Source organism: Chromohalobacter canadensis (assembly GCF_034479555.1).
Taxonomy (GTDB): Bacteria; Pseudomonadota; Gammaproteobacteria; order Pseudomonadales; family Halomonadaceae; genus Chromohalobacter; species Chromohalobacter canadensis.
The window spans coordinates 1,513,600-1,527,569 of the sequence record NZ_CP140151.1 but is presented as its reverse complement, the minus strand read 5'-3'; the positions used below and the strand labels follow the sequence as shown (position 1 = coordinate 1,527,569).

At 60.2% G+C, this 13,970-nt stretch carries 15 protein-coding genes; 11 read left to right on the top strand and 4 right to left on the bottom strand.

Annotated elements, in window-relative coordinates; translation table 11 throughout:
* Positions 1 to 134: 134 nt before the first annotated feature.
* The 4 genes from SR908_RS07270 (at position 135) to SR908_RS07255 (ending at position 3,701) form a co-directional block, all read left to right on the top strand.
* On the top strand, positions 135 to 887 hold the full coding sequence (locus SR908_RS07270) for a sulfite exporter TauE/SafE family protein (protein ID WP_246925644.1): 753 nt from the start codon (positions 135 to 137) through the stop codon (positions 885 to 887).
* Between the two features lie 40 nt (positions 888 to 927).
* On the top strand, positions 928 to 1,689 hold the full coding sequence (locus SR908_RS07265) for an SDR family NAD(P)-dependent oxidoreductase (protein WP_246925641.1): 762 nt from the start codon (positions 928 to 930) through the stop codon (positions 1,687 to 1,689).
* 396 nt (positions 1,690 to 2,085) lie between these two features.
* Positions 2,086 to 2,715, top strand: a complete 630-nt coding sequence (locus SR908_RS07260; RefSeq protein WP_246925635.1) for a LysE family translocator — start codon at positions 2,086 to 2,088, stop codon at positions 2,713 to 2,715.
* Positions 2,716 to 3,110: 395 nt separating this feature from the next.
* The gene (locus SR908_RS07255; protein WP_246925633.1) at positions 3,111 to 3,701 is read left to right on the top strand and encodes an NADPH-dependent FMN reductase; all 591 of its coding nucleotides are present in this window, start codon (positions 3,111 to 3,113) and stop codon (positions 3,699 to 3,701) included.
* Between the two features lie 64 nt (positions 3,702 to 3,765).
* Here the strand turns inward: SR908_RS07255 and SR908_RS07250 are convergent, their stop codons facing one another.
* Entirely contained in the window at positions 3,766 to 4,263 is a 498-nt protein-coding gene (locus SR908_RS07250; RefSeq protein WP_246925623.1) for a TspO/MBR family protein, read from the bottom strand.
* A gap of 340 nt (positions 4,264 to 4,603) precedes the next feature.
* Here SR908_RS07250 and SR908_RS07245 point away from each other — a divergent pair, with 340 nt between their 5' ends.
* Positions 4,604 to 5,194: a manganese efflux pump MntP gene (locus SR908_RS07245; protein WP_097021657.1), complete on the top strand. Its 591-nt coding sequence runs from the start codon at positions 4,604 to 4,606 to the stop codon at positions 5,192 to 5,194.
* Between the two features lie 178 nt (positions 5,195 to 5,372).
* Here SR908_RS07245 and SR908_RS07240 read toward each other — a convergent pair whose 3' ends face one another.
* Positions 5,373 to 7,403, bottom strand: coding sequence for a pyrroloquinoline quinone-dependent dehydrogenase (locus SR908_RS07240; RefSeq protein WP_246925620.1), 2,031 nt, complete (start codon positions 7,401 to 7,403; stop codon positions 5,373 to 5,375).
* An 11-nt stretch (positions 7,404 to 7,414) separates the two neighbouring features.
* Positions 7,415 to 7,780, bottom strand: a complete 366-nt coding sequence (locus tag SR908_RS07235) for a hypothetical protein (protein WP_097021659.1) — start codon at positions 7,778 to 7,780, stop codon at positions 7,415 to 7,417.
* Positions 7,781 to 8,124: 344 nt separating this feature from the next.
* Between SR908_RS07235 and SR908_RS07230 the strand changes: the two genes are divergently transcribed.
* From SR908_RS07230 to SR908_RS07220, 3 genes are all read left to right on the top strand, one after another.
* On the top strand, positions 8,125 to 8,298 hold the full coding sequence (locus tag SR908_RS07230; RefSeq protein WP_175575818.1) for a hypothetical protein: 174 nt from the start codon (positions 8,125 to 8,127) through the stop codon (positions 8,296 to 8,298).
* A 76-nt stretch (positions 8,299 to 8,374) separates the two neighbouring features.
* Positions 8,375 to 8,788: an alternative ribosome rescue aminoacyl-tRNA hydrolase ArfB gene (gene arfB / locus SR908_RS07225; protein WP_246925617.1), complete on the top strand. Its 414-nt coding sequence runs from the start codon at positions 8,375 to 8,377 to the stop codon at positions 8,786 to 8,788.
* 125 nt (positions 8,789 to 8,913) lie between these two features.
* On the top strand, positions 8,914 to 9,678 hold the full coding sequence (locus SR908_RS07220; protein WP_097021661.1) for an SDR family oxidoreductase: 765 nt from the start codon (positions 8,914 to 8,916) through the stop codon (positions 9,676 to 9,678).
* Positions 9,679 to 9,700: 22 nt separating this feature from the next.
* Here the strand turns inward: SR908_RS07220 and SR908_RS07215 are convergent, their stop codons facing one another.
* The gene (locus SR908_RS07215; RefSeq protein ID WP_097021662.1) at positions 9,701 to 10,285 is read right to left on the bottom strand and encodes a gamma-glutamylcyclotransferase; all 585 of its coding nucleotides are present in this window, start codon (positions 10,283 to 10,285) and stop codon (positions 9,701 to 9,703) included.
* Positions 10,286 to 10,561: 276 nt separating this feature from the next.
* Here SR908_RS07215 and SR908_RS07210 point away from each other — a divergent pair, with 276 nt between their 5' ends.
* From SR908_RS07210 to SR908_RS07200, 3 genes are all read left to right on the top strand, one after another.
* Positions 10,562 to 11,437, top strand: a complete 876-nt coding sequence (locus SR908_RS07210) for a DMT family transporter (protein ID WP_179702989.1) — start codon at positions 10,562 to 10,564, stop codon at positions 11,435 to 11,437.
* 112 nt (positions 11,438 to 11,549) lie between these two features.
* Entirely contained in the window at positions 11,550 to 12,839 is a 1,290-nt protein-coding gene (locus tag SR908_RS07205) for a methyl-accepting chemotaxis protein (protein ID WP_246925615.1), read from the top strand.
* A gap of 73 nt (positions 12,840 to 12,912) precedes the next feature.
* The gene (locus SR908_RS07200) at positions 12,913 to 13,932 is read left to right on the top strand and encodes a histone deacetylase family protein (RefSeq protein ID WP_246925612.1); all 1,020 of its coding nucleotides are present in this window, start codon (positions 12,913 to 12,915) and stop codon (positions 13,930 to 13,932) included.
* The last annotated feature ends 38 nt before the right edge of the window (positions 13,933 to 13,970 follow it).

Sequence of the window (13,970 nt, the reverse complement as noted above, 5' to 3'; positions counted from 1 at the left end):
GTTTAGCGGCGACCAATGCCGACTGCCGTGACGGCGGGATGTCCCATTGGGGCACCGTAACTGGCCCTACCGTGGCTTTTACAGGCTGGCTAGGCTGCTGTGCCAGTGCCTCATTCCCGATCCCAGGAGCTGCCGTGCCCCCGACGCTGACCACCCTTGTCGCTGCGATGAGCCTCGCGCTATTGGCGGGTGGCGTGCGCGGATATTGCGGCTTCGGGTTCGCCATGCTGCTGGCGCTGGGCTTGATGCTGTTCATGCCGCCGATCCAGGCCGTGCCGTTGGCGTTGCTGCTGGATCTCGTCACGAGCCTGGGGCTGTGGCGACGCGCCCTGCGTCATGCCGACTGGCCCTGCTTGCGTCCGTTGTTGCTGGGCATGGCACTGGCGACCGGGCTCGGGGTATGGCTGCTGGCGAGCGTGCCGGCCGCGCCGATGCGTATCGTCGTCGCGCTATTGGCGATGAGCGGTGCCGTGGCCTTGCTCTGCCAGCGGGACGTCGCCTCGCCCGGTCACGGTGCGCAACGGCGTGACGTGGCACTCGGCGCGGGTGGGCTCTCGGGGCTATGCATGACGCTGGCCTCCTCGGGCGGGCCGCCGTTGATGCTGTATCTGCTGTATCGCCGCATGCCATCGCTTTCGATGCGTGCCACGGCCATCGTTTTCTTCGCCGCCAGCAGTAGCGCTTCCCTGCTCGGGCTGGGCCTGGCGGGTGCCTTGCACGCCAGCACTTGGCACTGGGCAGCATGGCTATTGTTGCCAGCGCTGCTCGGCAATGCCCTCGGCCAGTGGCGCTTCGAACGCGCACCGCCGCGTTCGCTCAAGTCCAGCGTTGCGCCGCTGTTGATCGGGCTCTCGCTGTGGGTACTGATCCGCGAGGCGCTTGCCTGATCCCCAACACCGCTCATTTCCACAACTGGAGGAAACCCTCATGACGGATTGTGTCTTTATCACCGGTGCGACGTCCGGTTTCGGCCGCGCCGCTGCGCATCGCTTCGCCGCCGCAGGTTGGTCGCTGGTGCTCACCGGGCGCCGTCTCGAACGCCTGGAAGCCTTGAAGGAAGAGCTGCAAGGCCAGGTGCCGGTGCATATCGTCGCGCTCGACGTGCGTGACAGCGATGCCGTCGATACCGCCGTGGCCGCGTTGCCGGAAGGCTTCACGCGGGTACGCACGCTGCTCAATAACGCCGGCCTCGCGTTGGCGCCGCAGCCCGCTCAAAAAGTAGACCGGCGCGACTGGCACACCATGATCGACACCAACGTCACGGGGCTGGTCAACGTCACTCATGCGCTGCTGCCCACGCTGATCGACGTCGGCGAGGGCGCCACCATCGTCAATGTCGGCTCCATCGCCGGCCAATGGCCGTACCCCGGCAGCCACGTTTACGGCGCCTCCAAGGCCTTCGTCAAACAGTTCAGCTATAACCTGCGCTGCGACCTGCTCGGCACGGGCGTGCGCGTGACCGACCTCGCCCCTGGCATCGCCGAAACCGAATTCACCCTTGTGCGCACCGGCGGCGACCAAGCCGCCTCCGATGCGCTGTATAGCGGCACCACCGCGCTCACCGCCGAGGACATCGCCGAGCAGATGTTCTACATCTCCACACTCCCCCCGCATATCAATTTCAATCGACTGGAAGTCATGCCCACGCGCCAAGCCTGGTCCGCGTTCGCCATCGATTACGATGAGTGAGGGAAAACGAAGCCGCTAACAGTGGATTCACGACTCAACTCTGTGTGCGTCGCTTAAGTCTGCTGAAAGCTGGAGTGAAGAAACCAGCTATTCGCTGGTTTCTTCGTTTCCAGGAATCGATCCAGTTGATCGGTTTTGTTATTATTTCGGTGTTTTTATCTGCCTACATCAAGAGTGACTCTGATTGAAAATCGGAGGCCCAGCGAGAAAGTCTCTTGAAGTTTTGAAAATAATTTAGGATGCATGCTCGGATGGACATCGTTGTCGAAGCCAAAATCAATAGCGGGTGGAAGCAAGCGGCATCAGGAACCGCTTGATCCCCATATGGTGGGGCAGAGTGGATTTTGTCGTAGGCAATGGGCATAGTATTTATATTGCTGCTGAGGAGGGCGTCGAATGCCTTTGGAAACCTACGTGGTCTATCTTTCTGCTGTGGCGGTCTTCTTTGCCACGCCTCCTGATACCAGCCAATTGTTAATCATCTCGAATAGTATCCGACACGGCTTGCGACGTAGCGTATTCACGGCCTGTGGGGACCTGACCGCCAATTGCCTGCAGATGATCGCTGCAGCATTCGGTCTCGCAGCAATCATTGCGACATCTGCAACCGCGTTCCTCTGGATAAAATGGTTCGGTGTAGCCTATCTCATCTGGATCGGGCTTCAGCTCATCCTGTCGAAGGAAGAGGGACGAAAGGTTTCTGTCAGCATCACAGACTCCTCATTTCGACTTTTTCGACAGGGCTTCATAACTTCCATGGCCAACCCGTTTGCTGTCGTGTTCTTCGGTGCCCTCTTTCCTCAGTTCATTGATCCAGGCAGTCCGGTCGTGCCGCAACTTCTCATCCTTGGTCTGACCTATATCGTAGTTGATGGATTAACCTTGCTGCTATGGGGCTGGCTGGGCGTCCGAGCGGCAGCCGCGCTCCAAAGTTACTCGTTCGGCCTCGTAAGCAAGATCTGTGGCGGACTGATGATCCTCGCTGCAACCCTCTTGGCTACCAAGGATCTTCAACCGCGGAGGTAAGAAGCTGGCACACCATGAGCGATACCAACGTTACGGGGCTGGTCGATGTCACCCATGCGTTGCAACCTGCTCGGCACTGGCCGTTCGCCATCGCTTACGATGAGTGAGGGGAAAAGTCGCCACGCCTATGAGCGGTCAACGAAAGGACGACCGCACGCTAACGTCGTGACGGCTATATAAGACGAATGGATACGCTCACGACCTTGCTGACATGTCCACTTCGGATCGTTTCCAGACATTAACCGCCTCTATACCTAACGCTACATTCACTGTAGTCAAAGCGTGTGAAACAACCACGCCGCTGAATGTGTGGCGGCGTGGTGGCTTTTCTGCGACGGCGCTACTCTGAAGGGGTCTGTCTGCTCAATCACCCTTCGCGTTCGAGGTACTTTCTCATGGCCGATCGTATTCTGGTTTTCTACGGGTCCTACCGGTCCGACCGCGCCGGCATTCGGCTCGCCGACTATATTGTCGATGGGTTGAAGAATCGGGGCGCCGATGCCGAACTGGTCGATGCCAAGGCCGTCGATCTGCCGATGCTGGATCGCATGTACAAGGAGTATCCCGAGGGCGAGGCGCCGGCACCGATGGAGGCACTGGCGGTCAAGATTCGCGAGGCCGATGGTTTCATCTTCGTCACTGGCGAATACAACTGGGGCATGCAGCCGGGTCTGAAGAACCTGACCGATCACTTTCTGGAAGAGTGGTTCTGGCGCCCAGCCGGTATCGTCAGTTATTCGGCCGGCCGCCTTGGCGGTGCTCACGCCAATCTGGCCTGGCACGGTACTCTCGCTGAGATGGGTATGGTGGTCATTTCCAGCACGGTCGCGGTCGGCCAGATCGCCAATACGTTGGATGAGAGCGGCACGCCCGTCGGTGATGCTGGCAAATCCTTCGAACGTGCGTTTGGCCGATTTGCGGATGACCTGACATGGTGGATCGAGGCGAGTAAACGCCAGCGCGAGCACCGGGCGCCGCCATTCTAGGTCATCCTACCAGCTCGACGTCAGCCGGCTTTCCAGTTAGGCGCTTTTCCGCCGAGAGTTGGCCTTACCCCAGCAATTGTGGGTTGAGCTGCCAGACGGTGTAGGTCAGCGCCGTGGCCAGCGACACCCAGGCCAGGTAAGGCACCAGCAGCAGCCCAGCCAGCGGACGCACGCGCCAGAAGGCGATGAGCGTGGCGAGGATCATGCCCCATAACAGTATGACCTCGACGAAGGCCAGCGCCCCCTGGTGCCAGGCGAAGAACAGCCAGCTCCACAGCGCGTTGACGGCGAGATGCACGATGAACAGCGCCAGCACGCCTTGCTGCCGCTTCCAGCCGCCTTCCCGCCACACCAGCCATGCGGCGATCCCCATCAATGCAAAGAGAGTCGTCCACACCGGGCCGAAGGCGCCGGCGGGTGGTGCCCAACTGGGCTGCGTGAGTTCGGCGTAGAACTGTGTGGCATCCACTGATGCGATGGCACCGATCCCGGCGGTAATGAAGCTGAGCACCAGCCAGCCGATCAGGCCGAAGGCCTGGTAGCGAGTCGAAATTGCGTGCATGGCGATATCCCTTTCCCGTCGAAACGGTCCTCAGAGTGTGCGATATGGCGATGATATGCCAAGCATTTTTCAGATATTGCGCTGAAACGTCGCAGCGCGTTTGTCTTTCCCTATAAATCGCAAGGAATTGTTCAACCCTGGTTATTCATTCGAAGCATGTTCCCAGAGTATTAACCGCCACGATACTGATCAATCATGGTTAATTTTTGCTTTATTTTCAGGTAGTTATTGTGATTCAGGAGTGCTGGGTATAGGCTGTTTTAAAAGTTGACAAAAATAATCAGGTTTTGGAAACGAAGATACGTTCTCAGCATCGCCTGCTGTGCATTATGGAGACCACATGAATCCTGCGTCGCTGATTCTGTTGGCATTCGCCATGTCGACAGACGCCTTTGCCGCTTCCGTCGGCCGGGGTGCCGAGTTGAGCAAGGTGCGCTTTATAAGCGCGCTACGCATCGGGATTGTGTTTGGCGTGGTAGAAGCGATCATGCCATTGGCGGGGTGGGCGCTTGGCCATGTCGCGATGCGTTTCGTCTCCGGCATCGACCACTGGATTGCCTTTGCCATGCTGGCGTTGCTGGGCGGGCATATGATTTGGGAAGGGCTGAAGAAAGGCGGTGCCGATGCGATAAAAGTCGCTGGGGCTCAGCAGGAAGACAAGTCCATATGGTTGATTGCCGTCACGGCCCTGGCCACCAGCATCGACGCCATGGCGGTGGGGATTACGCTCGCACTGACGGATATCAATATCGTCGTGGCTTCCCTGGCCATCGGTCTGGCGACGACCTTGATGGTCACCCTCGGCACGCTACTTGGCCGTGCCATCGGCACCATCGTCGGCAAGTGGGCCGAAGTGCTGGGCGGTCTAATCCTCATCGCCATTGGCGTTGCCGTGCTCTATGAACATCTGGCGGGGCTCACTTCAGTGTGACACTGCCCATGTCGAACAACGGCATCTTGGGCCTGGCCGCTCATCCTTCTTGCCGCTAACACGACCTTCACGTTCGTCATGAAGCCGAGCGCCAACAAGAACGGGGTGGGCCCAATGGGCCCACCCCGTCTGCTTTCTACGTTACTGCTGTCTTGCTTCTACCGCTGACCGTCAGACATTACTCGTCTTCGTCTTCCGGCAGCGCGTAGACGACGACCTGATCGCCGACCTGGTCTTTCAGGATTGAGTTACCGCCTGCCACGAAAGCGACGTATTCGCGGCCTTCATACTCGTAGACGGCGGGATTGGCGACGGCAGGCGCTTCGGCCTGGTCTTCCCACAGCTCTTCGCCGCTGTCGAGTGAGTAGGCGCGCAGCTTGGCGTCCATCGAGGCACCGATGAAGACCAGGTTACCGGCCGTGACGGCAGGGCCACCGATGGTGGGCGAGCCCCAGCTTTCAGGCATGAAGAAACCGTACTGCTGCGAGGAGCCGATCGGACGACGCCATTTCACGTCACCGGTTTTCATGTCGAGCGCGACGACTTCGCCGAAGGGAGGTTCCCAGCACGGCATGCCGAGCCAGTTACGCGCCACTTCGAGACGCATGCCGTAAGGCGCCCCTGTCTGCGGTGCGAAGCCGCTTTCGTTGCCCGAGCCGCTGTCGGCTTTCTCGTATGCATCGCGCTCGTAGAGCTTCACGTACTGCACGATGTGCGAGGTGTTGACGATGGCCGTCTGACTGACGGGGTCGAATGCGACACCACCCCATTGCACGCCACCGGCACTGTCCGGGTAGGCCAGTGCACCTTCACCTTGGGTGGTGGGCGGTGTGTACATGCCTTCATACGTCAGGTCGTCCCAAAGCGCTGAACACTCGCCACCGCCAACGACATCCGCAAGTTTCCAGATCTTCGGCTTTTCGGATTGGTCGAGCAGCGGAGCGGGTTTGGTCGGGAAAGGCTGCGTATCCGCGTATTCCTCGCCTTTGACGGAGCCATCACCCTGCGGTACCGGACGTTCTTCGATTGGCCAGACATCCTCGCCGGTCAGTCGATTGACGACGAACAGGAAGCCTTGCTTGGTGGCCTGGATCAATGCCGGGATTTCTTCGCCATCCACCGTGATGTCCATCAGCGTCGGCGCGGCGTTGATGTCGTAGTCCCAGACGTCATGGTGCACCCACTGACGCGACCAGACGACTTCGCCGGTATCGACATCGAGCGCGGTGGTCGAGGTTGCCAAGGGCACGTCCTCGGTGCGGTTGCCACCCCAATAGTTGGGTGACGGCGAAGAGATCGGCAGATAAACGAGGCCGTTTTCTTCGTCGGCGGACATATGCGTCCACACGTTGGCGGTACCGCTCTTCTCGCGCATTTCATCGGAGAGGGCGTTGAAGCTCCACTCGCGCTCGCCGGTGCGGGCGTTGATGGAGAACACGGTGCCGGGAGGCGCCTGCTCGAATGCCCAGTCCTTGCCGGCCCAGCCGAGAATCAGGTGATCGCCCACCACGGTCGGCGGCTGCAGCAGCGACAGTGGCCATTTGTCATGGGTGTCGTTCCACTGGTTGACGTCGAGCACGCCGTTATCGGCGAAGCTTGTGCACTTCTCGCCAGTGTCGGCATCAACGGCAAAGAGCTGTGCGTCCATGGTGCCGAGATAGACGATCTTCTGACAGGACTCGCCCTCGACCGGATCATCCGCTTCCCAGTAGGCGACGCCGCGGCTCTTGAGCGCGGGCTGAGTCATTGCTTCAAGCGTGGACTCGGTGTCGAAGCTCCATTTCTGCTCGCCGGTCGCGGGGTCGAGCGCGAGGATGCGATAGAACGGTGTGCCGATATAGAGCGTGTCGTTGGCGAAGACCGGTGTTGCGGACCAGACGGTGGGCGGTAGATCGCCCGAGCCATCGGAGACATCGCCGGTGTGAACTTCCCAGACTTTTTCCAGATCACCGACATTGTCGGAGTTGATCTGATCGAGGGGGCTGTATTTCTGTGCGTTGAGCTGGCCGTGGAAGCTGTCCCACGTTGGCGTGCCGGGGACCAGCGGGATCGATTCGGACGACGCTTGTTTGGATGAATCTTGCGACGACGTGCTTTCTTGTGCACTCGAGGCGTCCTGATCCTGCGCCAAAAGCGGCAGCGGTGTCAGGCAAAGCGCTAGCGCCGTGGCCGTGCCCAGGCGTTGCGCGGTGGTTCTCAATGTTGGCATGGGGCGGCTCCTTATGTATGGGCGGGACGGGCGGTGCGGGTTGCGAGGGCCAGGTCGAGAATCAGCCCGATCAAGCCGACCACCATGGCGACGCAGATCCACCATTGGTGTAGGAGAAGCGCCGCGAAGAAGGTGCCGGCAAGGCCCAGCAAAATCAGCACGCGCCACACGTTGCGCGCGGCGTTCCCTTTCAGTGCAGGCAAGATGAGCGCCATGACGGCCAGGGCGATGTTGGCCAGAATGGCGACAAGCGCGCCAAGTGTGCCATTGACGCCGGTCAACGGGGTGAAATAGGCATAGAGTGCGATGGCAAACCCGACAATCGAGGCTACCAGCAGCACAATGGCGCCCAATCTTTGCGAACGAGATTGTGGCATGACGTTGTTGTCTCCTTGTGGGACAGGAATGATCACCTAGCTCTTTATTCCGCCGTTGGGCCGGGGCATTGCGCCAGGCTCAAGGGTTATGAGCGAAATGGTTGAGCCGTGGCTACGTCTTTGGTCGTAGCTCTCGGATACCATTTTAGTAAAAAACGTAGGACTTTTGTGGCCTTGTTTCTGAAATTATTTTTCTGCTAATGATTTTTGCATTGGAGGTCGCTCCTTAGGCGGCGTACGGGGCCTTGAAGATTGGTCAGGACTTGACGCGCGGCCATACTTTTAGCATGCTAATTGTGTAATGCGACAAAACGCCGCATCACCACCACAATCTAGGAGTGGTTATGAAAGCGCTCAATAAGCTGTTCTCGATGTTGGCAACCATCGTCGTCTCTGCATTGCTGCCGTTCTCAATGGTGGCGGAAAGCGAGGCCAATCAAAATGTTAGTGTCCATAACGACACGGCGAACGTCTCCACACTAAACGAAGATAACCGCCAGGACGACGACGCTTCCTGACGTCACGCGAGTGCCCAAGGAAAGCGCCAGTGATGTAGTCTGTCGGGGTTCATTCACCCGTCACGAGGGTCACGCCATGCTGACGCTCTCCAATACGGTGACGCTCGCCGATTGGGAAATCGATATCAGCCAGATTCGCGCGCAGGGCGCCGGTGGCCAGAACGTCAACAAGGTCGCCTCGGCGGTGCATCTGCGTTTCGATATTCCCCGCTCGTCATTGCCGCCGTTCTACAAGGAACGCCTGATGGCGCTGTCTGACCAGCGTATTAGCAAGGACGGCGTGATTATCCTCAAGGCGCAGCGGTATCGCACGCTGGAAGCCAACAAGGAGGAGGCGCTGGCGCGTCTCAAGGCGTTGATTCAGGATGCGGTGAAGCAGCACAAGGCGCGCCGGCCTACCCAGCCTTCCAAGGGTGCGAAGCGCCGCCGCGTCGACAAGAAAACCCGCAAGGGCAAGACCAAGGCCTTGCGCGGCAAGGTAGAGACGTAATCCAACATACGCAGCGCTTTGACTCGGTTGAGCGGGTAACTAATCACCCGGGACCCGACAACTAGGGAAAGCGATTTGGTTATTCCACAGCTTTAACTATCCTGAAGCAAGGGAGTAAGCGGCTTATGACGATTTTTGATCTATCGGGCAAGACAGCACTGATCACAGGTTCATCTGGTGGCCTGGGCTTTGCTATGGCAAGGGGGTTGGCACAAGCCGGGGCCCAAGTCATTTTGCATGGGCGCAACCAAGACAAGCTTCATGAGGCCGACTTAGCACTGTCCGATGAAGGCTTCAATGTGTTGAAGATTTCCTTCGATATTACGGATGAAGCCGCTATCGAACAGGCCCTTGGTAACCTCAAGGAGGATGGCGTATATGTTGATATTCTAGTCAACAACGCTGGCATGCAGCTGCGAAAGCCGCTCGTAGAGTTGACTCGCACTGAGTGGGATACGGTCATCAATACGAACTTGTCGAGCGCCTTCTTGCTTGGCCGCAATGTCGCACGCCAAATGATAGAGCGCGGCCAGGGTGGCAAGGTAGTCAACATTGGCTCGCTGATGAGCTCCGTTGCTCGTCCTACTGTAGGCGCCTACACGGCTGCTAAAGGCGGGGTGCGGCTATTGACGCAATCGATGGCGGCGGAGTGGGCAGAGTACGGTATCCAGTCCAACGCGATTGGTCCTGGTTATATGATTACCGAGATGACGCAACCGCTAGTCGATGATCCTGATTTCAATGGCTGGATTACTGGACGTACTCCATCGCGGCGCTGGGGAACGCCTGAAGACTTGGTCGGGACAGTGGTGTACTTATCGTCGCCTGCTTCCAACTATGTCAATGGACAAATTATCTACGTCGATGGCGGCATGCTCGCCGTACTTTGATGAGCTCTTACACGCACGTGTTTTACGCCGGCAGTGGGGGAAGCGCGAGCAGTTCGCGTTCCAAGGCGAAGATATGCGGGTCGTCGTGGCCCATCTCGCGTAGTGCTTGGGCGAGGTTGAGCAGGTAATCGCGATTGGGGCCGCTGGGCCCGTGGGATTCGGCGATCTGCCGGGCGATCGCGGTGTCAGGTGCAGGGCCGAGGAAGGCTGCATTGTCCTCGCTGGCGAGATAGACCAAGCCCTCGCGGCTTTCCGGCTGGTCGGCGTCGTCGAAATGTAGTGGGGTGACCACGCGCAGGTAGCCATTTTTCTCGCGCACATCCAGCGGGCCGAGCACGTCCTGGGCGATGCGATAGGCCATGCCGTGGCAGACCGCGCCGGGGGATTCGGTCAACGTGGCGACGCGCCCCGGTGCCTGTGGCGTGCCGCGGTGGTCGTGCGAGCCCTGCCAGAAGCGCCTTTCCCAGCCGATAATATGCGCAGGGCGCCTCTCCAGAAACGAGAAATCCGCCTTCCAGATCAGCGAGCCATAGCCAAAAAGCCAGATTGCCTCATGGTCGTCGAAGTGGGTCATTTGCTGATTGATCGCGGTGGTATCGAGCGTCATGGCTCTCTTGCATACATTGAGTGAATGAACGGGATCTTTTCCCGATTATGCACGTTTTGGCCTCGGTATGGGCGTCATGGGTGAAATGCAAGGTCGTCCGCACGTGCTTCGTTACCTGTCGATCATATGCAGAGTCGTTATATCTCCTTCTTGCACCATCGCGGTGCGCATTCGACTCGACTATGCTCAAGGGCCGATTCTTCGGGCCGTTTCCAGTACACACGGCGGGCGCATGGGCGATGCGCACGTCGTTGTCTCGATTTCATGGAGGTGGGTATGTCGTCGTCGCTGCTGGGTATCTTGATCATGTGCGCTGGGGTGTTGTGCCTGGCTCTGGGCGATGCCGTGTCCAAGTGGCTGGGGGCCACCTACGAGCCGATCCAGATCATCTTCTTCCGCACCTTGATTTCGTTGCCGCTGATCGCACTACTAGCGCGCTTCAATGGTGGTTGGCGCAAGCTCAAGACCCGGCGGCCTGGCGTACACCTGCTGCGCGGGATGATCTTCGCTGGCACCATGTTCTGCTTCGTCACTGGCTTGACCCTCTTGCCATTGGCGGAAACCACGGCCATCGCCTTCGCCGCGCCGCTGTTCGTGACGCTGCTTTCCGGCCCGCTGCTCAAGGAGCGCGTCGAACGTTTGCCCTTCATCGCCTCGCTGGTCGGCTTCGCGGGCGTGCTGGTGGTGGTGCGTCCCGGCGCGACGGGCTTTCAGTGGGGCGCGTTGATCGTCGTCGGCGCCGCGGTGTGCTATGCCTTGATGATGATCACCGCGCGCCGCTACGGCGGCAAGGAGAGCCTATGGGCGATGGTCTTCTACGCCACCCTGGTGCCGCTGATCCTAAGTGCCTTGCTGCTGCCCAACGTCTGGAAGATGCCCGAGGGGTGGGCGTGGCTGGGCTTCATCGGTTCCGGCATCTTCGGCGTGGGCGCGGTGTCGTGCATCACGCTGGCGTTTCGCTATGCACCGGCGGCACTGGCCGCGCCCTTTGACTACACCGCTATGGTCTGGGCCGTGTTGCTGGGCTGGTGGCTGTGGGATGAAGTGCCTGATGTGTGGGTGTTCATCGGCGCCGCCGTGATCATCGGCAGCGGCGTTGCCATCGCGTTGTATGAGCGCCAAGTGGCGATCAAGGCCCGCCCGACGACCTGATGCTGGCGGTCCATGCCGTGAATCCGCGCGTACTTGACGTACATCAAGGTTTGCGATGCGTGCCCTGCCACAGTGGTGGATGATTTTCGACCACTCAAGAGGCAGGGAACTCATGTTGATGACGCTAATGCGCCGTTTCTCGGTGCGCGTTCGCATGGTGGGCGCTATCGTCGTCGTTCTGGTGTTGCTGGGCGTGCTGGGAGGAACCGGGGCATGGGGCATATACCGCTTGTACGACGCCAGTCTGGGACTGTTGGACCAGGGGATCGTGCAGGAGACCCAATCCGGTGTCATGGCCACGCGGCTTGCCGAGGTGGCGCAAGGTTCGCTGTTGTTGTTCGTGGTCGCCGGGCTGGTGACGATCCTGGTCGTGGCACCGCTGACCTGGCTCAACATGCGCGCGATCTGTGCGCCGGTGCGCGAGGCCAAGGACTATGCGACTGCCATCGCCGGAGGAGACCTCACCCAGCCGATCGCCCGCCAGGGACATGACGAGATCGGCGAGCTACAGGATGCCCTGGGCACCATGCAGACAGGGCTCAGTGGCATGGTTTCTCAGGTGCGCGATGCCAGCGATAGCGTCTCTATCGCCAGCGAGGAAATCGCCTTGGGCAACCAAGATCTGGCCACGCGCACCGAGCAGTCGGTGAGTAACCTGCAGCAGAGCGTCGCCTCAATCGCCCAATTGACTGCGAGTATCCAGCAGACCGCGCAGGCCGCGCAGCGTGCCGATGAGTTGGCCACGCATACTGCCGAGGCCGCCGTGCGCGGTGGCGAAGCGGTGAAGGATGTGGTTGCGCGCATGCATGCCATCGCCGAGGCGGAACGGCGTATCGGCGACATCGTCGGACTGATCGACGACATCGCCTTTCAGACCAACCTGCTCGCCTTGAACGCCTCGGTCGAGGCAGCCCGCGCGGGGGGCCAAGGCCGAGGCTTCGCCGTGGTCGCCAGTGAGGTACGCAATCTCGCGGGACATTCCGCCACGGCGGCCAACGAGATCAAGACGCTGATTCGCGACAGCGGCGAAACGGTGGCCGCCGGCGTTAGCCAGGCTGAGGCCACGAGGACTACCATCGAGGAGATCGTCGCCGGGGTGCAGCGGGTCAGCGGCGCGATCAGCGAGATCAGCAGCGCTGCCGGCGAGCAGTCCAGCGGTATCGAACAAGTCAACCACTCGGTGGAGCGCATCGACCGCATGATCCAGCAGAATGCGGCTCTGGTCGAGCAGTCCGCGGCCGCCTCGGCATCGCTGCGCGCTCAGTCGTCGCGACTGGCCAGCGTGGTGCATCGCTTCCGCCTCATGGAGGCGTCGCAGGAGACGCTCTCGCCGCGTGACACAGAGCTCCACCGGGCGTTGCCCGCGAGCCGCGAGGCCGAGCCGCACGTCGCCTGGACATGAGCCGGCCCGTGCCGAGTATCTCGGCGCGTATCTTGCACCGTTATCAAGATCGATCCGGAGCGGAGGTACGACCATGCAGACGTTTTTTCATGCCGAGCAGCATCGCCACCATCCTCGGCTCTACTTTTCGCGCGGCAAGCTGCGCGAGCCCCAGGAGATTCCCGCGCGTCTCGAGGGCCTGCTGGCCGCTGTGAAGCGGCTAGGCTTCGAGGTGCGAACGCCGCCGGATAGCGGCCTGGCGGCGATTCGGGCCGTGCATCATTTGCCGTATCTACGCTTTCTGGAAAGCGCCCACCGACGCTGGACGGCGCTGGGCGATGATTGGGGCGACGAGGTCATGTCCAATGTCTTCGTGCGCTCGCCCAATGCCATGCGTGGCATCTTGGCCGAGGCGGGGCGTTACCTGGCCGATGGCAGTGCGCCGATAGGGGAGGCGACCTGGGATTCCGCGTATTGGGCGGCGCAAAGCGCGATTGCCGGAGCTGATGCGCTGATCCATGGAGAGCGCCATGCCTATGCGCTGACGCGGCCGCCAGGGCATCACGCCCGGGCCGATGCCGCTGGCGGTTTCTGCTTCCTCAATAACACCGCCATCGCCGCGCAGCGTTTGACCACGCGTTATCCGCGCGTCGTGGTGCTTGATACCGACATGCACCACGGCCAAGGGGTGCAGGAAATCTTCTATGACCGCGACGACGTGATGTATATCTCGATCCACGGCGACACCACTAACTTCTATCCGGCGGTGACCGGTTTCGAGGATGAACGTGGTCATGGCGCGGGAGAGGGCTACAACCTCAATCTGCCGATGCCGCACGGGTCACCAGAAGCGGTGTTCTTCGAGCGCCTGGACGAGGCCTGCCAGGTGCTGCGGTTGTTCGAGCCGGATGCCGTGGTACTGGCGTTGGGCTTCGACATCCACGAACGGGACCCGCAGTCCAAGGTGGCGGTTTCCACGCCAGGGTTTGGCAAGCTCGGGCGCGTGGTGGCCGAGCTCGACTTGCCGACGCTCGTGGTACAGGAAGGTGGTTATTATCTCGAGGGGCTGGAAGCCAACGCGGTGAGCTTCTTCGAAGGCCTGACCCAAGGCTGAAAAGGATCGAGTTTATCGATAGGCATTGAATAAGAAGT

Coding starts and splice junctions, on each gene's coding strand:
- SR908_RS07265 (WP_246925641.1), top strand. CDS start 928: ATGACGGATTGTGTCTTTATCACCGGTGCGACGTCCGGTTTCGGCCGC.
- SR908_RS07260 (WP_246925635.1), top strand. CDS start 2,086: ATGCCTTTGGAAACCTACGTGGTCTATCTTTCTGCTGTGGCGGTCTTC.
- SR908_RS07255 (WP_246925633.1), top strand. CDS start 3,111: ATGGCCGATCGTATTCTGGTTTTCTACGGGTCCTACCGGTCCGACCGC.
- SR908_RS07250 (WP_246925623.1), bottom strand. CDS start 4,263: ATGCACGCAATTTCGACTCGCTACCAGGCCTTCGGCCTGATCGGCTGG.
- SR908_RS07245 (WP_097021657.1), top strand. CDS start 4,604: ATGAATCCTGCGTCGCTGATTCTGTTGGCATTCGCCATGTCGACAGAC.
- SR908_RS07240 (WP_246925620.1), bottom strand. CDS start 7,403: ATGCCAACATTGAGAACCACCGCGCAACGCCTGGGCACGGCCACGGCG.
- SR908_RS07235 (WP_097021659.1), bottom strand. CDS start 7,780: ATGCCACAATCTCGTTCGCAAAGATTGGGCGCCATTGTGCTGCTGGTA.
- SR908_RS07230 (WP_175575818.1), top strand. CDS start 8,125: ATGAAAGCGCTCAATAAGCTGTTCTCGATGTTGGCAACCATCGTCGTC.
- arfB (WP_246925617.1), top strand. CDS start 8,375: ATGCTGACGCTCTCCAATACGGTGACGCTCGCCGATTGGGAAATCGAT.
- SR908_RS07220 (WP_097021661.1), top strand. CDS start 8,914: ATGACGATTTTTGATCTATCGGGCAAGACAGCACTGATCACAGGTTCA.
- SR908_RS07215 (WP_097021662.1), bottom strand. CDS start 10,285: ATGACGCTCGATACCACCGCGATCAATCAGCAAATGACCCACTTCGAC.
- SR908_RS07210 (WP_179702989.1), top strand. CDS start 10,562: ATGTCGTCGTCGCTGCTGGGTATCTTGATCATGTGCGCTGGGGTGTTG.
- SR908_RS07205 (WP_246925615.1), top strand. CDS start 11,550: ATGTTGATGACGCTAATGCGCCGTTTCTCGGTGCGCGTTCGCATGGTG.
- SR908_RS07200 (WP_246925612.1), top strand. CDS start 12,913: ATGCAGACGTTTTTTCATGCCGAGCAGCATCGCCACCATCCTCGGCTC.